This is a genomic window from Pseudochelatococcus contaminans (genome assembly GCF_014195635.1).
Lineage (GTDB): Bacteria > Pseudomonadota > Alphaproteobacteria > Rhizobiales > Beijerinckiaceae > Pseudochelatococcus > Pseudochelatococcus contaminans.
This window is the reverse complement of sequence record NZ_JACICC010000002.1, coordinates 428,313-451,863: the sequence shown is the minus strand read 5'-3', so window position 1 is coordinate 451,863 and position 23,551 is coordinate 428,313. Positions and strand designations below refer to the sequence as shown.

Genomic DNA, 23,551 nt, shown 5'->3' with positions numbered 1-23,551 from the left:
AGAAGCATCACCCCGCCTGCTTGACGCGCATGTACCACTCAACCAGACGGCGCACCTGCCGTTCCGTGTAGCCACGTTCCGTCATCCGGCTCACGAACTCGTCGTGCTTCTTTTCCGTCTCGCCATCTTTTTTCGAGCCGAAACTGATGACAGGCAGCAGATCCTCCACCTGGCTGAACATGCGCCGCTCGATCACCTCGCGGATTTTCTCGTAGCTGGTCCACGACGGGTTGGCCCCGCCATGATGCGCGCGCGTGCGCAGGGCAAACTTGACCACCTCGTTACGGAAATCCTTGGGGTTGGCGATGCCTGCCGGCTTTTCGATCTTCGTCAGTTCCTGGTTGATCAACTCGCGGTCGAGCAACTGCCCCGTGTCCGGATCTTTGAAGTCCTGATCCTCGATCCACGCATCCGCATAGGCGACGTAGCGGTCGAACAGGTTCTGGCCGTAGTCGTGGTAGGATTCGAGATAGGCTTTCTGGATTTCGTGGCCGATGAATTCGGCGTAACGGGGCGCAAGATCGCCCTTGATGAAGCCCAGATAACGCTTCTCGGTCTCCGCCGGGAGCTGCTCCTGACGGATGGCGTGTTCCAGCACATACATCAGGTGGACCGGGTCGGCCGCTACTTCCGTGGTGTCATGGTTGAAGGCTGCCGCCAGCGCCTTGAAGGCGAAGCGGGTGGAGATGCCGTCCATGCCCTCGTCAACACCCGCCGCATCCTTGTATTCCTGAAGGCTGCGGGCGCGCGGATCGACCTCGCGCAGGTTTTCGCCGTCATAGACGCGCATTTTCGAGAACAGGTTGGAGTTCTCGTGTTCGCGCAGCCGCGACAGCACCGAGAAACGCGCCAGCAGCTCCAGCGTGCCCGGAGCACAAGCGGCCTCGGACAATTCGGACCCGCGCACGAGCTTCTCGTAGATCTTCTGCTCTTCATGCACGCGCAGGCTGTAGGGCACCTTGATGACGTAGATACGGTCGATAAAGGCTTCGTTGTTCTTGTTGTTCTTGAAGTTCTGCCACTCGGATTCGTTGGAGTGTGCCAGAATGATACCCGTGAACGGGATCGCGCCGATATTCTCGGTGCCGACATAGTTGCCTTCCTGCGTTGCAGTCAGCAACGGGTGCAGCATCTTGATCGGCGCCTTGAACATCTCGACGAATTCGAGCAGGCCCTGATTGGCGCGGTTGAGCCCGCCGGAGTAGCTGTAGGCGTCCGGATCGTTCTGGGACAGGTGTTCAAGCTGGCGGATATCCACCTTGCCGACCAGTGCCGAGATGTCCTGATTGTTCTCGTCGCCGGGTTCGGTCTTGGCGATGGCCTCCTGCCGCAGCCGCGAGGGCATGATTTTCACGACCCGGAAACGCGAGATATCGCCGCCGAACTCTTCCAGCCGCTTGCGGCACCACGGGCTGATCAGCCCGGTAAGGCGGCGGGCCGGAATGCCGTAGTCTTCTTCGAGGCGCGGCGCCAATGACTGGTCGAACAGCCCCAGCGGGCTTTCGAATACCGGGCTGACTTCATCGCCGGCCTTGAGCGCGTAGATGGGATGCACCTCCATCAGCGCCTTGATGCGCTCGGCAAGCGACGACTTGCCGCCGCCAACCGGCCCGAGCAGGTAGAGGATCTGCTTGCGCTCCTCCAACCCTTGGGCCGCATGACGGAAGAACGAGACGATGCGCTCGATCGTCTCTTCCATGCCGTGGAACTCGGAAAAACTCGGATATCTGCGGATCGTCCGGTTCATGAAGATGCGACCGAGGCGCGGATCGCGCGACGTGTCGACGATTTCAGGCTCCCCGATTGCCGCCAGCAGACGCTCGGGCGCGCTGGCGTAGAACATCGGGTCGCTGCGACAGCCTTTCAGGTATTCCTCAAGGGACATTTCGACCTGACGCCGCGCTTCGAATGCCTGCGCGTAGCTGGAGAAGAGATCGCCGTTCACTGCCATTGCCAATCCTCAATCCTGAATTGATGGACGCCCTGCAAATTCGCTTTTCTGAATTTATCCCCTGAAAGTCTGCTCCCCTCGACTTCAGCTTCCCGGGCTATCGTGCGCTCCGGTTTCCCGGCTGCAGAGCCCTGTTGTGGATATCCTCCGATACTTCACATAAGTGTCGCGACCGGAAAACAGTATACGTGCTCGAAGGGAAAATGTATGAATCCCTCTTCACGTTCCTGATTGTGAGCCTGAATCAGTCACCGTACAACGGATATTTCGAGCGGTGGCTTTACTGACCGGCACACCGTGCGCCGCTTGCGACAGCACTCTCCTCAAGATACGACGGCAATCCGGGCTCCTGATGCTCTCTGCAAAGTGGCGTTGATATTCGCCGGCAGGATGATGAGCTGACCGGCGAGTGTCTCTTGTTTTGAATCAATAAAATCTTACAAAAATTTCATGTACCTGAAGTAAAAATCGGGCTTTTTGCGCGATACTTTCTTTCGTGCTGGATGTATAGACTCATTCCACAGCAACCTCATCGTGCCATCTGAAACTTTATCCAGCGTGGAGCCAGAGATGTCCAAAAAAATAGGGATTTTATTTGCGTGCCTCAGCCTGATGCCTGCCGCTGCTCTTGCGGCATCGGCGGATGCTCCTGCCCGCATCTCTGATGCCGGCATCGTGCTGGCGCAGGCGAAGACGCAGGTGCGTGTGTTCGCGCGCGGCGACGTATTGCCCGAAGCTTATCGCGCCAAAGTGGTGAAGAACCCCTATCATCAGGGCCTGAAGCCGCCGCCGCGCGACCAGCAGTGGGTGCAGGTGGGTCGCACGTTTTATCTGATCGAGCGCGAAACCGGCAAAGTCATCGACCGCGTCGACGTCTGATCGCAGCCCTCGTCCGCATGGAGCGCCAAACGGTCTGATCACCTCAGGCCGTGCGGGCTCAATTCTGCGTTCGAATGGAAACAGCTCAACAAAACACCGCCGGAACCCCCGGCGGTGTTTTTTAGTTTCTGGCCCGCTCCGGCTCGCGACTTGGTGCGGGCCGGAACGGGTTATCAGTTCAATCAGAACTAAAACCTGATCAGGACTTGGATTAATCAGGACTTGGGCGTCAGGCGCGTAACGCGGTCGCCGGTCTCGTCGTTCTGGCCGCGAGACTTGTTGATGACGAACACGTTGCCCTTGCCGTCTGCCCGCACGTGGTTCGGGAACGTGCCGGCCTCAAGGTTGGCGACGATCTCACCCTGCGGGTTGACCACCGTGACCGTACCTGCACCGCGGTTTACCACGAAAGCCAGCTTGCTGACGGGATCGAACTCCACGTTCAGCGCGCCGGCGCCGGTGGCGACATCGTGCAGAACCTTGCCGGATTCGATATCGAGGATCAGCAGGTTATCGCTGCCCTGCGAGGCCACGTAGAGCTGGTTGTTGTCGGCGTCAACGGCAACGCCGACGGGGCTCTTGGCGCCCGGCAGCGGGAAGGTCTTCGTCACCTTGCCGCTTTCCGTATCGATGACGGCAGCTTCAGCCGTGCTGAGGCTCACCGTGTAGAGCTTGTGGTTCTTCGCGTCGAGCGCAAGGCTGGTGGGCGAGAACTTCTCGCGGCGGTTGCTCGACGGAATTTCGATGTCGCCGATCTTCTCGACCTTCTTGGTGTCGAACACGGCAATCTTGTTTTCGCCGACCGCGCTGGCATAGGCGCGGGAGTGATCCGTATCGACCACGACATCGCGCGAATGCGGCACCGCATTGGCTTCGAACTGCTTCACCAGCGACAGGTCGGACTGCTTGAACACCGCGACCGAACCGTCACGCGTGGTTGTGGCCCACACGGTGTCGGTGCCATCGTCAACGCCCACGCCATAAACGGCATAGAGGTGGCCATCATCGCGGCCGGGGACGGGCTGCGCGTCGACGCTTGCTTCGGTTGCCAGCGTGTCGGCGTTGAGCTTCAGCAGTTTCGACTGCTTCACCGGCGGACGGCCGACTGCCGAAGTGACGAAGAGAACGTTGTTCTTCGGGCTGTAGGCCACCTGATAAAGGCCGGGCACCAGCTTCTCGCTGGTGGCGGTGAACTTGTCCGCACCGGAAACGGCGATGACGGGCGACACCTTCAGCGGCACCACGGCTGCTGCGGGCGGGTTGGAGACGATCGCGACGACAGGGTGCTGGCCGGGAGCGGCGGTTTCAGGGATCGTGATCTTGGCCTCGAATTCGCCCTTCTCATCGGCGGTATAGGGCTTGCCGTCCGCGTTAAGTACAACGCCATCAAGTTCCAGAATCACCGTCTGGCCGGGGGTGAACGCCTGACCGCGCAGGGTGGTTTCAGAACCGGGCACCACGACGCCGCCGGCGCCGATGCGGCCCTTGAAGTCTGCATCCGGCTTCTCGAACGAAGGAGCTGCCTGCTGCGCCATGGCGACGGAAGGCGCGACCGCCACGGCAGCGAGGGCGCAAAGGCCCAGAATCCGCGCCGTCAGGACAGGGGCGGAGGTCAGCGTCTGCGCTGCGGCGATAGCCCGCGCGCTGCCGCGGCGGACGGAAGGGGAAAGATGCGTCATCGTGAATGGCCTTCTCGAAATGTTCTGAATCCTGCCGTCACGCGACCGGAGCGCCTGTTTGTCGGAGCGAGTCGTCTGAACGTCAAGAATTCGCTCAAAATCAGCGAGTTAGGCCGCATCTGGATTGCAATGAATCCAGTATGAGGCCTGCCGGATGAGATTATAAGACGCTTCCCGTAAGCACAACAGAATTGGCGAAATATTTAATTATAACTATTATAAAAATTAACTACAGTTCATGTTAAGTCAGGATTTATTGATCCCAGTTTATGCGGGTTGAAGCATTATTCTGAGAAAAGACTTCGTTTCGCCTGATGTTTTTTCCTTAACCGCTCCCGGAACAGCCTACCGCAAATTGACCTCATACAGTCGTATGAGGCAAACTGTCGCACCGGAATATGAATCCCGGAAAAGCTTTAGATATGCAATTTACGCATATCAGGTATTCTTTATCGCAATTCATTGCCGGAAAAGGCATTTGCGGGTCTGAGCCGTTGTGAGACAGGCGTTCAGCCCCTCCAGGAGTGCAGTGCGATAGGCGCTGTCTATTGATATGCTGTTATCTTATCTATTTCTCTTTCAGTAAACCTTCCCATATGTTGCATTGCGATGGCGAAAGGGACGCAGCGCGCGGCTCTTCCGCCTCCCGGTTTTATGTTCAACTCTCAAGGAGCCGTCATGTCTCTGATCAATACCACGATCAAGCCGTTCAAGGCGCAGGCCTACCTCAATGGCAAGTTCATCGAGGTGACCGATGCCGATGTGAAGGGCAAGTGGGCCGTCTTCTTCTTCTATCCGGCTGACTTCACCTTCGTTTGCCCGACCGAGCTTGGCGATCTGGCCGACAATTACGAGCAGTTCCAGAAGCTCGGCGTCGAGATCTATGGCGTTTCCACCGATACGCACTTCACGCACAAGGCATGGCACGACACCTCCGACACCATCGGCAAGGTTCAGTACCCGCTGCTCGGCGATCCCACGGCAACGCTGTCGCGCAACTTTGAAGTGCTGCGCGAAGATCAGGGCCTTGCCGATCGCGGCACGTTCCTCATCGATCCCGATGGCGTGGTCCAGTTCGTCGAAGTCACTGCCGAAGGCATCGGCCGCGACGCCGAAGAGTTGCTGCGCAAGATCAAGGCTGCCCAGTACGTCCGCGCGCATCCAGGCGAAGTTTGCCCGGCAAAGTGGAAGGAAGGCGAGGAGACGCTTGCTCCTTCGCTCGACCTCGTCGGCAAGATCTGATCGGCACGATCTGCGTTTGAAAGGTTTTCCCGCGGCGGTCTGGCCTGCCGCGGGGTTCCACCCGGGTTCAGTCTCGCCGGGTTCAGTCTCGCCCAAATGGCCGATGTAACCGGCATTTGGACGCCCCGGCGCTGAGGCTTTGACAGGGACTATCAGGCCGCAAACCGCAGGCCGTCTTTTGAAAAGGTGCGTTGTCGCCGCCGCGACGATGCTCCCGCGCCGCACCAAGCGGCGGCCTGCGGTTTGCCGCCTGGAGCGCTGGATGCTCTGAGGAAATCAGAGCACGCGTTCCAGTGTCCGTAATTTACCGCAGCTTGCGTTTAACTCGCTGGATCGACTTGAGCGCAAACTGTTCGACACTTTCTCTCTTTCTCTTGATTCCGGAGGTTGATCATGCTGAACGATGGCTTGAAGGCCCAGCTCAAGGCTTATCTGGAGCGATTGGTGCGGCCGGTCCACATCATCGCCTCGGTTGACGATAGCGAACGCTCGCGCGAGTTGCAGGGGCTGCTCGCCGACATCCGCGCGCAATCCGACAAGATCACGGTGGAAGAACGCTCCGGCGATGGCGAACGTACGCCTTCCTTCGCCCTGACGACGCCCGGCCAGGAAATCAGCGTGCGCTTCGCTGGCCTGCCGATGGGTCATGAGTTCACGTCGCTGGTGCTGGCGCTGCTGCAGGTTGGCGGCTACCCGCCTAAGGTCGAGCAGGCCGTGATCGATCAGGCCAAGGCCATCGAGGGCGATTTCACGTTCGAGACTTATTATTCGCAGAGCTGCCAGAACTGCCCGGATGTGGTGCAGGCGCTCAACCTGCTGGCGGTTCTCAACCCTCGCGTCAGGCACGTGGCTATCGACGGCGCGGCTTTCCCGCAGGAGGTCGAGGCCCGGCAGGTGATGGCCGTTCCCACCGTTTACCTCAACGGCGAGGTTTTCGGGCAGGGGCGCACCAGCCTTGAGGAAGTCATCGCGAAGATTGACACCGGCTCTGCGGCGCGTGCTGCCGAGGCGATCAACGAGAAGGCTCCGTTCGATGTGCTCGTGGTCGGCGGTGGACCGGCTGGCGCTGCGTCTGCGATCTATGCCGCGCGCAAGGGCATCCGCACCGGCGTAGTGGCGGAGCGCTTCGGCGGGCAGGTGCTCGACACCCTTTCGATCGAGAACTTCATCTCCATTCCGCACACCGAAGGGCCGAAGCTCGCCGCTGCGCTGGAACAGCACGTGCGCGAGTACGAGGTCGACATCATCAACCTGCAACGCGCCGAGCGCCTGTCGGCGACGGGCGGGCTGGTCGAGGTGGGGCTGGCGAGCGGCGCGAAGCTGCGCTCCAAGACGGTCATTCTCGCCACCGGCGCGCGCTGGCGGCAGATGAACGTACCCGGTGAGGATGCCTATCGCAACAAGGGCGTTGCCTATTGCCCGCACTGCGATGGCCCGCTGTTTAAGGGCAAGCGCGTCGCGGTGATCGGTGGCGGCAACTCGGGCGTCGAGGCGGCCATCGACCTTGCCGGCATCGTCAACCATGTCACGCTGATCGAGTTCGATTCCGCCTTGCGTGCGGACGAAGTGTTGCAGCGCAAGCTGCGCACGCTGGCGAATGTCGACATCATCACATCCGCCCGCACGACAGAGGTGACCGGCGACGGCCAGAAGGTCAACGGCCTCGTGTATGAGGACCGCAAGTCCGGTGAGCTGCGCACGCTGACGCTGGAAGGTATCTTCGTGCAGATCGGCCTGCTGCCGAACACCGAATGGCTGAGGGATGTGCTTGAGCTGACGCCGCGTGGCGAAATCGTCGTGGATGCGCACGGCCAGACGTCTCTACCCGGCGTGTTCGCGGCGGGCGATGCGACGACGGTGCCCTACAAGCAGATCGTGATTGCCGTCGGGGAGGGGGCGAAGGCGTCGCTGGCAGCCTTCGATCATCTGATCCGCACGCCATCCGGTGCGGCGGACGCCTGACGCGCATGAACCTGAGAGAGCTGCAATACCTCGTTGCCCTGGCCGAACATCGCAACTTCGGCCGGGCGGCGGAGGTCTGCTGCGTCAGCCAGCCGACGCTGTCCACCCAGATCCGCAAGCTGGAGGAAGAGCTGGGCGTGACGTTAATCGAGCGCGCCCCGCGCAATGTCATGCTGACGGCGGCTGGCATCGAGATTGTGGAGCGCGCCCGCCGCGCGCTGCACGAGGTGGAGCAGATCCGTATTGCCGCCCGCAGGCGCAGCAAACCGGGGGCCGGGTCGATCCGCCTTGGCGTGTTTCCCACATTGGGGCCGTATCTGCTGCCCCATGTCGTGCCACGGATCGGAAAACACTTCCCGCTGCTGGAGCTGCTGCTGGTCGAGGACAAGAGCGACGTGCTGCTGGAGCACCTTGAAGAGGGCCGGCTGGATGCCGCCATTCTGGCAAGTCCCATCCAGAATGCGCAATTGCATGCCGAGCCGCTGTTCGACGAGCCGTTTTTGCTCGCCGTGCCCGGCAGCCATCCTCTGGCCCGCCGCTCCGCAATTGCCGTCGCGGAGCTGGCGGATCAGAACCTGATGCTGCTGGAAGATGGCCATTGCCTGCGGGAGCAGGCGCTTGACGTGTGCCATCTCGCAGGCGGGGTCGAGGCGTCGCGTTTCCGCGCCACAAGCCTTGAGACATTGCGGCAGATGGTGCTGGCGGGTTCCGGCATCACGCTGCTGCCGCAACTGGCTGCTACCGCGCCGACGCCCCATGCCGACGGCGTGCGGTTGTTGCATTTTACCGGCCAGCCGCCCGGACGGCGCGTGGCACTGTTCTGGCGCAAGAGTTCGGCGCTGGATGACGTGCTGGGCGATGTCGCCAACGTTATCCGCGATGTCGCGGCATCGTTGCTCGGCGACCGTTCCGATGCAGTGTCAGAACCGGCCGCCGGTGCGAAAGCCGCCACCGCCTGAAGAGCCGCCGGACGAGCGCCCCCGGCCAGAACCGCCTCCGAAACCACCGCCGGTGCCGAAGCCGCCGCCCCAGCCGCCAGCACCGCCAAAACCACCGCCGCCTGATGACGGCGGCGGCCGGTTCCAGCGCTGGTCGCGGGGCTGGTTGCCACGCCGATAACCGCTGCGCAGGGCATCGCCCAGATCTCGCGATGACAGCACGCCGCCGATGATGCCGCCCAGAATATCGCCGATCAGCTTGTCGTTGACGAAACCGCCGCCCTGCTGCTCATAGCCGGACTGGCGGAAGCTATCGCGCGAGCGCTCCAGTTCTACCCGCTTGCGGGCAAGGTCGAGCGCCAGCTTGCGCGCCTGCTCCGCCTCTCTCGCCAGCTTTTCCAACCCGGTTTCGATGTCTTGCAGGCGATGCACGATGCGCTCGTCTTCCGGCGTCGGGGTGGCCAGCGCCTCGCGCAGCAGCTTGCGCAGATCCTCCCGCTTCAGGGAGTCCGCAAGTCCCTCCTGTGCCTGAACAAGACCGGAGGTTTCGCCTTCCATCATGGCGGTGCGGCGGGCGTCGGTTGCCGCAAGCGCACGCTCAAGCTCAGTCTGCTTGGCGTCATGGGCTTCCAGTGCCGCGACGGCGTCCGCGTGGGCGGCTTCGAGCGCTGCGATGCCGTCCGTTTCCAGTCCCGCGCGCTCCAGTGCGGCCAGCTTTCGCGCTTCGTCCTCGGCGGTGGCGTGCAGGCGGTCTGCGTGGTCGCGCAGGCGTTTTGGCATTTCGTTGAGCAGATGGAAATTCTGCCGCGCCGGCTCGAAGCGGATGAGACGGGCGACGTAATCATCGCCCCATTTCGTCAGGAAACCGCCGCGATAGGCCGGGGTGCCGTAACCGCGCTCCCATAGATAGACGAACAGCTTGTCAGCGAGATAGGGCTTCGACTTGGCATCGCGGTCGGCTTCCGACTGCTGCGCCTTATCCTCGGCAGCGTGCGCGCGTGCCTGCGCGCCTTCCAGCCGCGCGGTCTGGGCTTGCCAGGCGACATCTTCGGTCAGGCGGTTTGCGGTTTCGGCCTCGCGGGCATCGACCCTGGCCGCAGCATCCTGCACGGCCTGCGCGCGCTCGCCGCGTTGACTGCGCAGTTCAGCCAGATCCTCGGCAAGCGCATCGTGCTGCTGGCGAATCGCCGCTACCTGGCGGTTGTGCGCTTCAAGCGTTGCCAGCGCCTGACGCTCCGCCGCATCGAGGCCGCCAGCCACCTGCTGCTGGTCCAGCGCATCGAGCCGCATACGCGCCAGTTCGCGGTAGAGCGCAGCCTGTTCGCCGCGCAGTCTGGCGGTTTCCGCCGTCGTCTGCTCCATCACCGAGGCGACGCGGCTCTCGTCAGCCTGCACGCGTCCGGTGGCCTGCTCGATGGCCTTGAAGGTATCGCCCGCGCTCAGCATGGTTTCACCATTCCGTAATCGCCCCCTGCGACACGTTCATCCTGTAAACGGGATCCAGCGCCCCGCGCGGCTTTTCGCCAAGTGTGTCGTTCTGCAGGATGCCGTCGTCCACCTTGTCGCGCCGCACCGTCTCGAATGTGCGCTCCGGTACGCGTACACCCCAACGGGTCACGGTCTTGACCGTGCCGGTTTCCTCGCTGCGGATCGGCAGCGACAGCACCTTGCCTTCCGGTGTCACGGCTTCGACGATCAGATAGTAATTGCGGGCGTTGCTGTTGACATCCGGGATACGGAATACGCCGGTGTCCTCTCCCTGCCGCGAGACGATGCGCAGCCGATACGTTTGCGCCAGATCGGCACGCAGGCGCTCAAGCCCGGCGATAGCGCCGCGCGCGGCCTCGACGTTCTTGTCCGACAGCGCCGCCACCCCGTCATGAAGCAGATCCTGTGCGCGCTCCTTGGCATCGTCGGTGCGCGCCTCGGTGAGGGCGCGGTCGGCGATGTCCTTCAGCCGTTGCGGCAAGGTCTGTTCCAGCTCGACGCGCGCTGCCTGGATGGCCTGTTCGCGGCTGGCATGCTGCCACGACGAGACGCCGATCCATGCCGCGAGCAGCAGCACCACAACGCCGGCGATCTTGCCGTAAAGGCTGCGCCGCACCCAGATATGCGCCAGCGTCCGCGAGCCGGTTTTCGCCGGCTCGTAGGTGAAGCGGCTTTCCTTGAGCGCTTTGATGCCCTCGTCGAGGATCTGGTCGGAAACCTCAAGGCCCTGGCTTTCGTAAATACGGCGCAGGCGTTCCTTGAGGTCTTCGTCGCGGCCGTCCTGTTCAAGCTCGCGAAGGGCGACATTCTCGTTGTGACGCAGTGTATCCACCACGTCCATGGCCAGCATGACCTCATCGAGCTTGCCGCCGCCCGCGGCGCGCGGCGCGTCAGCCGTCGATGACAAGGGCGTTGCCCTCCTCGGCGAGGCGGGCGATGCGGCGCTTGCCTTCTTCCACGGCCTCGCGGATTTCCGCGCTGTTCTTGGTCGACTGCTCGCGCAGCTCCTTCACGATCTCGATGGAGCGGACCTGATAATTCACCACGCTGTCGACCAGCTTCTTCACCGCGTCGGCGCGCACCGTGGGGCCGTAACCGGCCTTGAGCGCCTCTTCCTGCACCTTGCCGCCGATTTCTGCCAGCGTTTCCAGAGATTTGGACACGCCTTCCTTGAGTTCGTTCAGCGTCTCGGTGGCTTCGTGCAGGCCGAACAGGCCGGTGAAGGAAGCGCGCAGGGCCGTCAGCACCGATTCGTTGGTGGTGAAGAAGCTCACGGCCTGCTGGTACACGCGCTCCTTGGCGTTCGTGGTCTGCATCAGACGTGCAATGACCACCTCCGAGGTGTTGTAGCTGATGGTGAGGTTGTCCGCGAGATCCTTGGCGATCTGGTAGCGGCCTTCTTCATTCTGCACGTGGCGCAGGTGCTCGTCGCGCAGCAGTTCGAGCTTCGCCCGTTCGGAAATGTCACCGTCAGCCGGGAAGTTGGAGACGTTGTCAGAGGCGGTCTTCAGGCCGGCGCGGGCGCTTTCCAGCTTGCCTTCGGCGGTCTTGAGGATTTCCAGCGCCGCAACCTCGGCCTGCTTCAGCGCGCCGCGAAAATCGCGGTAAGCTTCCAGAATGGTGTGCTCGCGCTCGATGTTCTCGCGCGTATCCCTCGACACCTCGATATAGGTGTCCTTGATGGTGTCGAAGCGGCCGCCGATGTCGCCGCGCGAGACCTTCACCCATACGTTCGTGGCGCGCTCGAACAGGTCGATCTTGCCATCGTCGAGCTGGTCGACGAGGCGCTTGGCGTCGTCGCGGATGGAGTCGAACGAGCGGGCGATGGTCTCGTAGCGCTCGCCGATGGACATCTGCGCCACCTGATTGCGCACCACCTCGTTGAACACGCTCTGCTGCTGCAGGGTGCGGGTGATGATGGCGATCTTCTCAGGCTCGATATCGGCGATCTTCTGCAACAGGCCGGTGATCGGCGACTCTTCGGTGGGGTTGTTCTGCACGAGGCCCAGCTCGCGCAGGCTGCCGATGGCCTTGTCGAGATATTGCAGGGGCGTTCTGACCGCGATCTCGCTCATGGGAAGGTTCCTTCGCTGGGGCGTTTCGTGAAAGCTTGACGGATGTTACGAAGCCATGATGACAAGTGCAATAAGCCCCACGCAAAAACCGGCGAATACACCGTTTTCTCGCGGCGTCCGTCTCCGGGCGTCATCTGGCGGTTTTCCAATGCGGGCACTCATCCACCGGCGATGTGGTTGATGCCGGCAATCGTCATTTCCGGGTAGTCGATGACCGGCGCCGGTTCGAGGCCGCCCGTGTGCGAGCGCGCACGTATCGTCATTGGAACGCTTGCAGACTTGCTGCAACGCCGTGCTATGCTTCGCTCATGCAGCAATCCGCGTATGGCAGACGGGTTCCTCCGCCCGCCTCGCGCCAGCATGAGGACGTTGATCATGACGAACCTGTTCGATCCCGTGACCGTTGGCGATCTCACCCTTCCGAACCGCATCGCGCTTGCGCCGCTCACCCGCAACCGTTCGCCGGGCGCTGTGCCCACCGAGCTGACGGCACTTTATTATACCCAGCGCGCCGAAGCCGGCCTCCTGATCACCGAAGCCACCGCCATTACCCATCAGGGGCAGGGCTATTCCGACGTGCCGGGCCTCTATTCTCCGGAGCAGCTTGCCGGTTGGCGCAAGGTCACGGACTCCGTTCATGCGGCAGGCGGACATATCTATGTCCAGCTTTGGCATGTCGGTCGCATCTCCCACAACTCCCTCCAGCCGGAGGGCAAGGCTCCCGTGGCCCCTTCCGCCATTGCGGCGAAGGCAAAAACCTATCTCGCCGATGCTGACGGCAAGGGCGGATTCGTCGACACGTCGACGCCGCGGGCGCTTGAGGCGTCGGAGCTTCCGGGCATCATCGAGGATTTCCGCAAGGCCGTGAGCGGCGCTGTCGACACCGCCGGTTTCGATGGTGTCGAGGTGCATTCGGCCAACGGTTATCTGCTGGACCAGTTTCTGCGGTCCGGCTCGAACCACCGCACCGATGAATATGGCGGCAGCATCGAAAACCGTCTCCGTTTTCCGTTGGCGGTCACGCGCGCCATCGTCGAAACTATCGGCGGCAACCGCACCGGCATCCGCATTTCGCCCGTCACCCCGGCCAACGACGCCAGCGACCCGGACCCGCAGCCGCTGTTCGAGGCTTATGTCCGTGAACTCGCCAAGCTCGACCTCGCTTATGTTCACGTCATCGAGGGCGCGACCGGCGGTGATCGCGACTATCGGCAGGGCAGTGAACCGTTCGACTACGCCGCGCTGAAGGCGGCTTACCGCGACGCGGGCGGCAAGGGCGCATGGATTCTCAACAACGGATACACGCTGGAGCTGGCGCAGGCGGCGGTTGAAGAGGGGCGGGCGGATCTCGTGGCCTTCGGCAAGCCGTTTATCGCCAATCCGGATCTGGTGCGCCGCTTCCGTGAGGGCGCGCCCCTCAACGAGATTATCCCGGACACGCTGTATGGCGGCGGCGAGCACGGATACACGGATTATCCGACGCTCGGTTGAACGAACGATTTTATCGGGGGGGCCGCGCCGCTGGCCGCATGCGCGTTCCGATGCGGACCTCCCGGTACCAGATGAACAGTCCCGACCCCACCAGGATCGGCAGGCCGACGAAGAAGTTGACATCCGGCCCCTGCTGGAACACCGCCCAGCTCACCAGCGCCATAAAAATCAACTGGGAATAGGTGAAAGGCGCGAGCGTAGTGGCGGGTGCGAATTTATGACCTGCCGAATAAAGCGTGTGGCCAAACAGGCCGGCGCTGCCGATCAGCGCGCAGAAAAACCAGTCCAACGCGACCTGGGACCATGTTCCTTGCGGCCACGTCCATTCCTGAAACGCGAACGGCAGCGAGAACAGAAGCCCCGCGAACGATGCGTGAAACTGCTGTGTGACGTTGGAATCGACGCCAGCCAGCTTGCGCGTGAAAATGGCATAGAACGCCAGCGCCACCGCCATGCCCACCGAGTAGAGCATGGCCGGATGCAGGGGAACCGAATCCGGGCTGATGATGATCAGCACGCCGATGAAGCCGGCGATGACGGCAATCCATCGTTGCCAGTCGATTCGCTCTCCCAGCGCTACCCCGGACAACAGGCACAGGATGAGCGGCGAAGTAAAAGCTATGGCGCCGGTGATGGTCATCGGCAGATAGCGCAGCGCCATGAAATTGAAGAATGTCGTCGCAATCATGCACATGGCGCGGGCAAACGCGATCTTCGGCGATTTCGTCCGCAGGATGCCAAATCCGCGGCGCGGCAGAAATACGATCGACAGCACGATGCACGGCAGCAGAAACCGGATGAAAATCACCTGTCCGGCGTCAAGACCATGCAGCAGCAGCCATTTCGCGGACGAATCAACCCAGGTCAGTGACAGCGAGCCTGTAATGACGAGCAGGATGCCCAACCCTCGCCGGTCGAGTCTGCCGGCCGTCATGGAGGCCTGTGTGGATGAATCGTCGGAAGCATGTGTCAAGACGACAACTCCGTTCGCAGTGACCGTCCCGGACGTGCGATAGCGCGGTATGCACACGCAGACCTGTTCGAGAAACGGATTCATGCGGCCCTTCGGAAAATAACAGCACGACATTCAATAGCGCGACAAGGCGACGCAGCCTACAGGTTTGCCGCTCACGTCACCCTTGCAGTCCTTGCAACCCGGTCGGCACGGAAAGAATGCCACGGCAGCGACGCAACGTGGTATCGAATCGCCGTCCAATTCTTTCCATCGCGGCTGACATGGATGGAACCTGGACGAAATTTAAGTGTTTAATATTGGACAATGTTAGCGATTCCGCTTGAATGTCATCTTGATAAGCGGCATGTAAACAATATGACATATATGGTCGATGCTGGAGACAATGGAATGAGCAACGATGCCGGAGAGGTGTTGAGCAAGGCCGGACTTATCTCGGTGACAGCGGACATCGTCGCGGCTTACGTGGCCAATAACAGCCTTCCGCCAACAGAGGTCCTGAATTTTATCGAGGGCGTCCACGCCACCTTTTCGCGGCTTCAGTCCAGCGAGACTGGCAGCGCCACGCGGGTTGGGGGCCACGCCGGCAGCGAAGCCGGTGCGCCGGGTGAGGACGGGGAGGCTTCCGACAAGACCCTGCCCACGCAACAGGTTGACGAGAAGTTGTTTGAGGCTGCACGCCGCCGCAACCCGCCCAATCCCGTCGATCCACGCACGGGTGCCTTGCGGCCGCTGGAGTTCGAGGAACTCGTGCCGGATGAGGATGGCTTCGTTTTCGACCCTGCCTGGATCGACACCGACGCATATGTCGATCGCAAGCCGGTCGTGCCTGTCGAAAAAACCGTGAAGGCGGACAGCATCGTCTGTCTGGAAAATGGCAAGGCATTGAAGGTTCTCAAGCGCCACCTTGATACGGAATTCAGCATGACGCCGGACACGTATCGGCGCAAGTGGGGCCTGACGGATTATTATCCGCTGGTGACGCATGCTTTCAGCACGTCGCGGTCGAAATATGCCAAGGCACAGGGTCTGGGGAAGGCGCGTACGCGCAGTTAACTTCACCTTCAAGGCAATTTGCGTTCAATCCGGTGGATCGGTTTGAACGCAAGCGGCTCCGAAGCGGCAATTGCAGGGCGTTGCTCGATGTTGCGATATCGAGCAACGCCCTGTTTCATATGAACCGCCTTGATACGGCAGCCTTCATGAGCGTTCGGCGGGCGCCTGCCAGCGCAACAATCGCAGGGCATTGGCGGTTACCAGAACGGTTGCGCCGGTATCGGCGAGAATGGCCGGCCACAGTCCCGTGATCCCCAGAACCGTCGTCACCAGAAATACACCCTTGAGCCCCAGCGCCAGTGTGATGTTCTGCCAGATGTTCGTCATCGTCGCGCGGGAGAGCGCCAGCATGGCGGGGATATCGCCCATGCGGGCGTGGAGCGCTGCCGCATCCGCCGTTTCCAGCGCGACATCCGCGCCGCCACCCATGGCGATTCCAACATCTGCTGCCGCGAGCGCCGGGGCATCATTGATGCCGTCACCAACCTTGGCCACGGCTCCGCCACCGGCCTGAAGCTCGCGCACGATGCGGCTCTTGTCTTCCGGCAACAGTTCTGCGTGGGCGGTGATGCCGAGTTCCGCAGCGATGGCGTTGGCGGCAGCGCGATTGTCGCCGGTGAGCATCACCGCTTTCACACCATGCGCCTTGAGCGCGTCGAGAGCCGGGCGGGCATCAGGCCGCAATTCATCACGCAGCGCGATCAGGCCCGCGACCCGGCCATCGACGACGAGAACCGACACGGTCTTTCCATCGCCATGCAGCGCCTCGACAGCGGCCGCTTGCGCTTCGTCCAGATGCGCCTCGGCTTCCGGTGTTTGCGCCAGAACAGCGCGTGGAGCCAGCAGGGCGATGGATTGGCCGTCCACCGTGCCTGTCACGCCCTTGCCGGCCTGCGCTTTCACCGATGCCGCCGCCAGTTCGGGCAGCCCTTCGGCGCGGGTCAGGATGGCTTGCGCCAGCGGATGGCTCGATCCGCGTTCGAGTGCCGCGGCTCGGACGATGACGGCTTCGGTATCCTCCGTGCCGAAGGGAATGACGTCCGTGACCACGGGGCGGCCGCGTGTCAGGGTGCCCGTCTTGTCGAAGGCAATTGTGCGGACGCGCCGCAGCGATTCGAGAACGCCGCCGCCCTTCAGCAGCAGTCCTTGCCGCGCGCCCGCCGACAAACCGGCGGCGATGGCGGCAGGCGTTGAGATCACGAGGGCGCACGGGCAGCCGATCAGCAGCACGGCCAACCCGCGATAGATCCACGTCACCCAGTCTTCCCCGGCGACCAGCGGCGGGACGACAGCCACAAGCGCGCCCAGCACCAGCACCGCCGGCGTATAGCGGGCAGCGAAGCGGTCGATGAACCGCTGGGTCGGAGCTTTGGCTTCCTGTGCTTCCTCGACCAGACGGACGATCCGGGCGATGGTATTGTCGGCGGCACGCGATGTCACCTCGATGCGCAGCACCGCATCGGCATTGATGGTGCCGGCAAAAACGCGTTCGCCCGGCCCCTTGCGGCGGGGCACGCTTTCACCTGTCACGGGTGCTTCGTCGATTTCGCTGTCACCGTCGACGATGACGCCATCGGCGGCGATCCGGTCTCCCGGGCGTGCGATAATGATATCACCGGGCGACAATGCGCTGGCCGCAATCTCACTCAGCGTGCCGTCATGGTCCCGGAGGGCGGTGTCGGGCACGAGGCGCGTCAGCTCCTTGATGCTTTCCCGCGCGCGGCTGGCGGCGAAACCTTCCAGCATCTCGCCGATCATGAACAGCAGCACGACCATCGCCGCCTCTTCCATGGCGCCGATGAAGACCGCGCCCACGGCGGCAATGGTCATCAGCGTTTCGATGGAGAAGGGCGAACCGGATCGCACACCGGCCCAGGCGTGGCGGGCAATCGGCACGAGGCCGGTCAGCAGGGCAACCAGATAAGGCCACTGACCAAGACCGGGCGCGAGTGAAACCGCGATATAGGCTGCCAGAAACGCCAGTCCGCACAGCAGAACGAGCCGTGCCTTCGCCGATTTCCACCAGACGCCGCCTGGCGATGCATGATCGTGACCATGCCCGCCGCCGCTGTCTTCACCTGCGCCGTGATCGTGTCCGTCGCCGTGGCTATGTTGATGATCATGCTCATGCGGATCGGCAGCGCCGGCTGATGCCTGCACTGCGTCGGGCGTCGTGCCGGCGTCGAAGCTATAGCCGAGCGCCTCGACCTGTCGGCCTATGCTCGCAGCGTCGCCGCCATGGACGTACAATGCCCCCGTGACGACCGAGACCTCGACCGCGCTGACACCGGGAAGCCGGGCCACGGCCCGTTCGATTTTTCCTGCACACGAGGGGCAGTCCATCCCCCCGACCTGATATCGTACCCGCTCATCGCCAGCCACGGACATTGCCGTATCTCCGTTTCAGTGCCATATGCGTGAGGTATGGGACCTCAAGTCACTAGAGGGTCAAGCGATTTTTGGGAGTGATGTGATGGAAATCACCATCGGTGAACTGTCGCGCCGGACGGGGGTGAAGGTGCCGACTGTCCGTTACTATGAGGAGATCGGTCTTCTTCAGGCTCCGCCACGGACTGAAGGCGGCCAGCGCCGCTATGACAAAGCGGTCGTTGAAAGGCTCAACTTCATCCGGCATGCGCGCGACCTCGGGTTCGAGATCGACGACATCCGCGAATTGCTGACGATGACCGGCACCCCGCAAGCCTCCTGCCACGCGGCGGACAGCATCGCCCGCAAGCATCTGGAAGAGGTGGAGCGCCGCATCGCCCGCCTTCTGGCGCTGAAGGCGGAGCTGACGCGGATGGTGAACGAGTGCGGCCATGGCCGGGTCTGCGACTGCCGCGTGATCGAGGTGCTGGCCAACCATGCGCTCTGCGTCGGCGAGCACCGCGACGACCCCGCCTGACACGGCGCACCTGATACGGCGCAGGTGACGTCAGACCGGCGCGGTGTCCGGCGTCGGGAGGGCGAGGTCGATGTTGTGGAACAGCAAAGTGGAATCCTCATCGGCGCGAATCTGGAGCAACCCGCGCAGACCCCGCGCGATGCGGCCCGCATAGCCGAGATCGTTGATGAGTGAGCTGAGTTGCAGGCCGTCCAACCTGTCCTCGCGCACGGCGGCGAAGACGTGGCTGCGGAAACGCGTCTCGAACGCCTCCTGCTTGCGATCGATTTCAGCAAGACCCGCCTGCCATCCCGGAGCCTGAGGCCCGCTGCGGCCCAGTTCGCGTACATCATGCAACAGGCAGATGAGATGAAGGCGCAGCTCGATATAGGCATCGCGTGCCGGGGTGTCGGGGCCGCGCAGATAATGGCCGAGGTTCTTTTGCAGGTGCTTGACGTCCTTCACCGTTTCGACAAGGTGCAAGGCCACCATCTGGCAGGCGACCCAGAATGCCCGCTCGTCTTCCTCGTCCGGTGTCTCCACCCGCCCCATGAAGGCCAGCAAGTCGCTGTAAACGCCTTTGATATGGCGCTGGTAGAGCGTTTCCGCGTCCAGATATTGCTGTTCCGGCGGGGCACGCAGCAGGGTGGTGTCGTGGGAGATCTTGTCCAGCTCTTCCAGCGGCAGATAAAGCGCGTGGCAGATGACCTCGATGCTGAGCCGGCCCAGATGCTGCAACTCGTGCACCACGGCGCTCGCCGCTGTGTCGAAGGAGCGCAGCGCCTGCCGGTTGAGATAGCGCGCGCGTGTACGCTCGACGGGAACCGCTGATGATGCGGGCGTTTCCAGCTCGCCGATCAGCACGGCAGGTTCTGGAACGTCCGGCAGGACGCGTGTCAGCCAGTCCGCGAGCTGACCGCGCAGAGGCCAGAACACCAGAATCCCCATGGTGTTGAACAGTGTATGGAAAACGGCCAGCATCAACAGATCATTGCCGCCGAAGCCGATCAGCCCCGCACCCACCTGCGCCAGCCACACAAGCGGCTGGATCAGCAGTAGCGCGAGAACAGCCGTCACCACGTTGAACAACACATGGGCGAGCGCCAGGCGCTGGCCGCTGCGGTTGCCGCCGAGCGCCCCGGCCAGGCCGGTGGTGACGCTGCTGCCCACATTCGCGCCGATGGCGATGTCGGCTGCTTGCGTCAGATCCACCTGCCCGAGCGAGAGGGCGGTGAGCGTCAGCATGAGCGTGGCATGCGTCGATTGCAGCACCAGCGTCAGCACCAGCCCCACGGCTGCGAACAGCAAATGCCCGAGCACGCCGCCAATCTGGTATTGGGTGAGGTCGAGGTTCTGCGTGACGGTGGAGAAGCCGCCGCGGATTTCGTCGATGCCGAGAAAGATGAAGGCGATGCCGAGCAGGATACGGCCCGCCGCCCTGGCTTGAGGACCGCAGAAACTTGCCAGCACGCCGAAAATGACCAGCGGCAGGGCCAGCGGACTCAGGCTGAAGTTCTGCCCTGCCAGCGCCAGCAGCCAGATGCCGGTCGTCGCGCCGAGGTTGGCGCCGAAGATGATCGCGATGCCCGCAGCCAGCCCGATCAGGCCGGTGGAGATAAACGCGATCGTCATCAGGGATACCAGCGTGCTGGATTGCAGCACGGTGGTACCGATGATGCCTATCCCCAGGCTGCGCAGCGGTGTGGATGTCGAATGGGCGAGGGTGGCCTCAAGCTTGTCCCCGGCGAGGTCACGCAGGCCTTCTTCAAGGCATTGCATGCCGAAGATGAAGAATGCCAGACCGGCACACAGCTGCATCCAGTAGGCGTTGGACCAGAAGCTCCACGCAAGCGCCACAACCAGAAGCACCATGATGATATTCGACGCATAGCGGCGCAGCTTGTCGCCAGTGTCGGGGCCGTCATGGCTCACGATGTCTGCTGTCATGTCGGCCTCCGGAGGGGGGTGGCTGTGTGCAGTGAAGCGCAAGCCATGCGGTATCAGAAATACCGCCCTCCGGTAAAGCTGCATGCAATATCCCCGGCAGCGCAAGAAGCCGCCGGGGTTCTATCTGTCAACGGGTGTGGCGTTTATGCCCCAACCGGCGCGGAGACGAGATCGGGGGCTCTAACCGCTTTGTCCGCCTCAGCTTTGCCGCTAGAGAGAACGCGCGCACGAATACGCTCGCCCGTGGTCTTGTCGATGCTCGTCCAGTACCACAGGAAGCGTTCCTTCACCGCGTCGCGCGTCAGGCTGTTGTACTGCCCCACCAGCGTATCGACGAAGCGCGCACGCTGCTCGTCGGTGAAAACGTCGCGGATGAGCGCGCCGGCCTGTCCGAAATCGTCATCGTCCTGGCGCAGGGTGTAGGCGGAGCGGATCAGCTCGCCATCCGTCTGCCAGCCCGGCCCTTCCGCGGCACGCGCGGGGTCGGCCTTGGGGCCGCCGAGCGAATTGGGGGCGTAGACCGGCTGTTTCGGCTCTGCCCAGACATGCCGCAGGTGGCCATCCTTGGCATAGCTGTGAACCGGAGCCTTCGGCCTGTTCACGGGCAGTTCGTTATAGTTGGAGCCGATGCGGTAGCGGTGGGCGTCGGCGTAGGAGAATACGCGCGCCAGCAGCATCTTGTCCGGGCTGACATCGATGCCCGGGACCAGATTGGAAGGTTCGAAAGCCGCCTGTTCGATCTGGGCGAAGTAGTTTTCCGGGTTGCGGTTGAGCACGAACTCACCCACCCGGATCAGCGGGTAGTCGCCATGCGGCCACACCTTGGTCAGATCGAAGGGGTTGAAGCGATAGGTGCGGGCATCCTCATAGGGCATGATCTGCACCGAGACGGTCCACTTGGGAAAATCGCCGCGCTCGATGGCGTCGAAGAGGTCGCGCAGGTAGTGATCGGAGTCCGCGCCGGCGATCTTCTCGGCCTCGTCGCCGGTGATGTTGCGCTCGCCCTGCTGGTTGTGGAAGTGGTACTTCACCCAGAAGCGCTCTCCTGCCGCGTTGATCCACTGGTATGTGTGCGAGCCATAGCCGTTGAGATGCCGCCAGGACTCTGGCAGTCCCCGGTCGCCCATGAGGTAAGTCACCTGATGCGCGCTCTCCGGCGACAGCGTCCAGAAATCCCACTGCATGTCGGCATCGCGCAGGTGCGTGTCGGACAGGCGCTTCTGCGAGCGGATGAAGTCCGGGAACTTGATGCCGTCGCGGATGAAGAATACCGGCGTGTTGTTGCCCACGAGGTCATAATTGCCCTCGGACGTGTAAAACTTCATCGCGAAGCCGCGCACGTCGCGCCAAGTGTCCGGCGAGCCGAGTTCCCCCGCGACCGACGAGAAGCGAATCAGCATATCCGTCTGCGTGCCCGGCTGAAACAGGGCCGCGCGGGTATAGCGGGAAACGTCCTCGGTCACCGTCAGCACGCCGAACGCGCCGCCGCCCTTGGCATGCACGACCCGTTCCGGCACGCGCTCGCGGTTGAACTGGGCGAGCTTTTCCAGCAGGTACACATCATGCAGCAGCACCGGCCCATCCGGACCGACAGTGCGCGAGAACTCGTCGGAAGCGACGGGAGCGCCCGCCGTGGTGGTCGTGAACCTGGAATCAGTCATGGAATCGGGCCTTTCACACTCTGGACCGGCGCAGAACGGACACCGCATTGCGCTCACCGGATATGGCGGGCAATTTTTGCCGGTCACGATCACATAAGAATAGTTTTATTTCCAATTTTTACAAATATATTCTATTTATCAGCGCAATAGATTTGATTGATTGGAGAATATCGTACGCTCCGGGTGCGAATCCGCATGTCCGGCATTCTTTGGCGGATATGAAAATGCCTTGCCAATCACGCTATATTGGCAGGGCATTATTATTGCCGGGGCTTTTGTCTGCTTTATTAAGTCGGCGGCCTAAATGATTTTGCGTTCAGGTCGACCCATCAAGCTGGCCGTCAACCGTTTCAGCCGAAAAGATCGTAGAACATCCGCGCCGATGTCACCGCCAGAAACACCGCGAAGGATATCTGCAACGCCCTGCGGGGAATGGAGTGAGCAAGCCGCGCGCCGACCGGGGCCATCACCATGGTCAGCGGCACCAGCACCAGCGCGCCGAGCCAGTTGAGGTATCCCAGTGAAAATGGCGGCAGCCCGGGCACGCCCTGTCCCGCGAAGACATAAGTCAGCGCGCCGGGAATGGCGATGACGAAGCCGATGGCCGATGCCGTGCCCACGGCCTTGCGGATGTCGTAGCCGACCGTGGTCAGGATCGGCACGCTGAGGCTGCCGCCGCCAATGCCCATCATCGCCGATATGACGCCGACGAACAGACCCGATCCCCATTTGACGACGACGTTGGGGAAGTCGTCGTAAAGCCGGGTTCCCTGCCCGCTGAAGGTCATCTGCACGGCGACGAACAGCGCCACCGTGGCAAAGACGAAGCTCAGCACCTGGCCTTTGACCTCGCTGCCGATGATCGCCCCGGCCACCACGCCGATCGCGATGGGCAGGCTCCAGCTTTTCAGCAATCCGATATCGATGGCGCCTCGGGCATAATGGCTTTTGACGGAGACGGCAGATGTCGCAACGATGGTCGCCAGCGATGTCGCGACGGCGATCTTCATGCGCAGCGTTTCCTCGATGCCGACGGCCGAGAAGATATGATAGAGCACCGGCACGATGACGATGCCGCCGCCGACGCCGAGCAACCCTGCCAGCAAGCCGCCGAGCAGGCCCGCGAAAGCAATCGATCCTACCCAGAACAGATACTGCGACCAGTCCGCCCCCAAGGCATCGATCCCCAAGGTTTCTAACAGCATGGCGGTCATCCTTTATGAAAATACCGTTCTATTGATACGACCGCATTCCGCCGCAAAGCAATGCCGCACGCTCTGGCCACGGTTGCATAAAACTGATATTGTGTGCATTCCTTCTGCATG

The 23,551-nt window shown here is 62.3% G+C and carries 17 protein-coding genes; 7 read left to right on the top strand and 10 right to left on the bottom strand.

Features of this window, described 5'->3' with window-relative positions; all coding sequences use genetic code 11:
• Positions 1-7 precede the first annotated feature (7 nt).
• On the bottom strand, positions 8-1,951 hold the full coding sequence (locus FHS81_RS06075) for a PrkA family serine protein kinase (RefSeq protein ID WP_183751145.1): 1,944 nt from the start codon (positions 1,949-1,951) through the stop codon (positions 8-10).
• Positions 1,952-2,521: 570 nt separating this feature from the next.
• On the opposite strand from FHS81_RS06075, the gene FHS81_RS06070 reads away from it, so the two are divergent.
• Entirely contained in the window at positions 2,522-2,830 is a 309-nt protein-coding gene (locus FHS81_RS06070; RefSeq protein ID WP_183751144.1) for an RcnB family protein, read from the top strand.
• A 215-nt stretch (positions 2,831-3,045) separates the two neighbouring features.
• On the opposite strand, the gene FHS81_RS06065 is transcribed toward FHS81_RS06070, so the two are convergent.
• Positions 3,046-4,509, bottom strand: coding sequence for a YncE family protein (locus FHS81_RS06065; protein WP_210281561.1), 1,464 nt, complete (start codon positions 4,507-4,509; stop codon positions 3,046-3,048).
• A 678-nt stretch (positions 4,510-5,187) separates the two neighbouring features.
• Between FHS81_RS06065 and ahpC the strand changes: the two genes are divergently transcribed.
• From ahpC to FHS81_RS06050, 3 genes are all read left to right on the top strand, one after another.
• Positions 5,188-5,751, top strand: coding sequence for an alkyl hydroperoxide reductase subunit C (ahpC, locus tag FHS81_RS06060; RefSeq protein ID WP_183751143.1), 564 nt, complete (start codon positions 5,188-5,190; stop codon positions 5,749-5,751).
• A gap of 393 nt (positions 5,752-6,144) precedes the next feature.
• A complete protein-coding gene (ahpF, locus tag FHS81_RS06055) occupies positions 6,145-7,713 on the top strand; it encodes an alkyl hydroperoxide reductase subunit F (RefSeq protein ID WP_183751142.1) in 1,569 nt (522 codons plus the stop codon).
• Between the two features lie 5 nt (positions 7,714-7,718).
• Complete coding sequence (locus FHS81_RS06050; protein ID WP_183751141.1) at positions 7,719-8,672, top strand: LysR substrate-binding domain-containing protein; 954 nt, start codon at positions 7,719-7,721, stop codon at positions 8,670-8,672.
• Here FHS81_RS06050 and FHS81_RS06045 read toward each other — a convergent pair.
• The 3 genes from FHS81_RS06045 to FHS81_RS06035 are packed head-to-tail and all read right to left on the bottom strand — an operon-like array spanning position 8,634 to position 12,214.
• Positions 8,634-10,097: a coiled-coil domain-containing protein gene (locus tag FHS81_RS06045; RefSeq protein WP_183751140.1), complete on the bottom strand. Its 1,464-nt coding sequence runs from the start codon at positions 10,095-10,097 to the stop codon at positions 8,634-8,636. The genes FHS81_RS06050 and FHS81_RS06045 overlap by 39 nt on opposite strands.
• Positions 10,098-10,101: 4 nt before the next feature.
• Complete coding sequence (locus FHS81_RS06040; protein WP_183751139.1) at positions 10,102-11,046, bottom strand: DUF6384 family protein; 945 nt, start codon at positions 11,044-11,046, stop codon at positions 10,102-10,104.
• A complete protein-coding gene (locus FHS81_RS06035; protein ID WP_183751138.1) occupies positions 11,030-12,214 on the bottom strand; it encodes a cell surface protein in 1,185 nt (394 codons plus the stop codon). The genes FHS81_RS06040 and FHS81_RS06035 overlap by 17 nt, the downstream gene beginning before the upstream one ends.
• A 375-nt stretch (positions 12,215-12,589) precedes the next feature.
• On the opposite strand from FHS81_RS06035, the gene FHS81_RS06030 reads away from it, so the two are divergent.
• Positions 12,590-13,705: an alkene reductase gene (locus FHS81_RS06030; RefSeq protein ID WP_183751137.1), complete on the top strand. Its 1,116-nt coding sequence runs from the start codon at positions 12,590-12,592 to the stop codon at positions 13,703-13,705.
• Between the two features lie 10 nt (positions 13,706-13,715).
• Here FHS81_RS06030 and FHS81_RS06025 read toward each other — a convergent pair whose 3' ends face one another.
• The gene (locus tag FHS81_RS06025; RefSeq protein WP_183751136.1) at positions 13,716-14,678 is read right to left on the bottom strand and encodes a DMT family transporter; all 963 of its coding nucleotides are present in this window, start codon (positions 14,676-14,678) and stop codon (positions 13,716-13,718) included.
• Between the two features lie 390 nt (positions 14,679-15,068).
• Between FHS81_RS06025 and FHS81_RS06020 the strand changes: the two genes are divergently transcribed.
• Entirely contained in the window at positions 15,069-15,734 is a 666-nt protein-coding gene (locus FHS81_RS06020; RefSeq protein WP_183751135.1) for a Ros/MucR family transcriptional regulator, read from the top strand.
• Positions 15,735-15,878: 144 nt separating this feature from the next.
• On the opposite strand, the gene FHS81_RS06015 is transcribed toward FHS81_RS06020, so the two are convergent.
• Positions 15,879-18,122, bottom strand: a complete 2,244-nt coding sequence (locus tag FHS81_RS06015) for a heavy metal translocating P-type ATPase (RefSeq protein ID WP_183751134.1) — start codon at positions 18,120-18,122, stop codon at positions 15,879-15,881.
• Positions 18,123-18,204: 82 nt separating this feature from the next.
• Between FHS81_RS06015 and FHS81_RS06010 the strand changes: the two genes are divergently transcribed.
• Entirely contained in the window at positions 18,205-18,639 is a 435-nt protein-coding gene (locus tag FHS81_RS06010; RefSeq protein ID WP_343052431.1) for a MerR family transcriptional regulator, read from the top strand.
• 30 nt (positions 18,640-18,669) lie between these two features.
• Here the strand turns inward: FHS81_RS06010 and FHS81_RS06005 are convergent, their stop codons facing one another.
• The 3 genes from FHS81_RS06005 to FHS81_RS05995 form a co-directional block, all read right to left on the bottom strand.
• A complete protein-coding gene (locus FHS81_RS06005; RefSeq protein WP_183751132.1) occupies positions 18,670-20,565 on the bottom strand; it encodes a Na/Pi cotransporter family protein in 1,896 nt (631 codons plus the stop codon).
• 143 nt (positions 20,566-20,708) lie between these two features.
• The gene (locus FHS81_RS06000; protein ID WP_183751131.1) at positions 20,709-22,226 is read right to left on the bottom strand and encodes a catalase; all 1,518 of its coding nucleotides are present in this window, start codon (positions 22,224-22,226) and stop codon (positions 20,709-20,711) included.
• 350 nt (positions 22,227-22,576) lie between these two features.
• A complete protein-coding gene (locus FHS81_RS05995) occupies positions 22,577-23,431 on the bottom strand; it encodes a sulfite exporter TauE/SafE family protein (RefSeq protein ID WP_183751130.1) in 855 nt (284 codons plus the stop codon).
• Between the last annotated feature and the right edge of the window lie 120 nt (positions 23,432-23,551).

Excerpts from the sequence above, each read along its gene's own strand:
- FHS81_RS06075 (WP_183751145.1), bottom strand. The coding sequence starts at position 1,951 with ATGGCAGTGAACGGCGATCTCTTCTCCAGCTACGCGCAGGCATTCGAA.
- FHS81_RS06070 (WP_183751144.1), top strand. The coding sequence starts at position 2,522 with ATGTCCAAAAAAATAGGGATTTTATTTGCGTGCCTCAGCCTGATGCCT.
- FHS81_RS06065 (WP_210281561.1), bottom strand. The coding sequence starts at position 4,509 with ATGACGCATCTTTCCCCTTCCGTCCGCCGCGGCAGCGCGCGGGCTATC.
- ahpC (WP_183751143.1), top strand. The coding sequence starts at position 5,188 with ATGTCTCTGATCAATACCACGATCAAGCCGTTCAAGGCGCAGGCCTAC.
- ahpF (WP_183751142.1), top strand. The coding sequence starts at position 6,145 with ATGCTGAACGATGGCTTGAAGGCCCAGCTCAAGGCTTATCTGGAGCGA.
- FHS81_RS06050 (WP_183751141.1), top strand. The coding sequence starts at position 7,719 with ATGAACCTGAGAGAGCTGCAATACCTCGTTGCCCTGGCCGAACATCGC.
- FHS81_RS06045 (WP_183751140.1), bottom strand. The coding sequence starts at position 10,097 with ATGCTGAGCGCGGGCGATACCTTCAAGGCCATCGAGCAGGCCACCGGA.
- FHS81_RS06035 (WP_183751138.1), bottom strand. The coding sequence starts at position 12,214 with ATGAGCGAGATCGCGGTCAGAACGCCCCTGCAATATCTCGACAAGGCC.
- FHS81_RS06030 (WP_183751137.1), top strand. The coding sequence starts at position 12,590 with ATGACGAACCTGTTCGATCCCGTGACCGTTGGCGATCTCACCCTTCCG.
- FHS81_RS06020 (WP_183751135.1), top strand. The coding sequence starts at position 15,069 with ATGAGCAACGATGCCGGAGAGGTGTTGAGCAAGGCCGGACTTATCTCG.
- FHS81_RS06015 (WP_183751134.1), bottom strand. The coding sequence starts at position 18,122 with ATGTCCGTGGCTGGCGATGAGCGGGTACGATATCAGGTCGGGGGGATG.
- FHS81_RS06005 (WP_183751132.1), bottom strand. The coding sequence starts at position 20,565 with ATGACAGCAGACATCGTGAGCCATGACGGCCCCGACACTGGCGACAAG.
- FHS81_RS06000 (WP_183751131.1), bottom strand. The coding sequence starts at position 22,226 with ATGACTGATTCCAGGTTCACGACCACCACGGCGGGCGCTCCCGTCGCT.
- FHS81_RS05995 (WP_183751130.1), bottom strand. The coding sequence starts at position 23,431 with ATGCTGTTAGAAACCTTGGGGATCGATGCCTTGGGGGCGGACTGGTCG.